At 46.7% G+C, this 315-nt stretch carries 1 pseudogene; it reads right to left on the bottom strand.

Features of this window, described 5'->3' with window-relative positions:
- Positions 1-315: pseudogene (gene gigC, locus ACG9ZB_RS16890) on the bottom strand (LysR family transcriptional regulator GigC); the annotation flags it as partial.

Below are 315 nucleotides of genomic sequence, written 5' to 3' on the forward strand. Positions count from 1 at the left end.
GGGTTAATGTGCGATTTAACTGAGCCAAAGGATGGTCTGGTGCACAGCAGACCGCTAATACATCATAACGCCAGTGAATGCACTGGAGCTGTGGCAAGTGACAAGAGCCTACAATCAGGGCCAAATCTAGTTGGAACTGATTCACCGCCTCAATCATTTGGCGAGTGTTGCCAACTTGCAGCTGTAAATGAGCCTGAGGCTGAATTTTTAAAAAGTCAGCCATCAGGTCAGGCATGAGGTAGTCACTGATGGTCAGGGTTGCACCTAAAAGTAAATCAATGCTTTGTAATTCACCTTTAGCGGCTTGCTCGAAAG

It is taken from the genome of Acinetobacter johnsonii, from assembly GCF_048551975.1.
GTDB lineage: Bacteria > Pseudomonadota > Gammaproteobacteria > Pseudomonadales > Moraxellaceae > Acinetobacter > Acinetobacter johnsonii_A.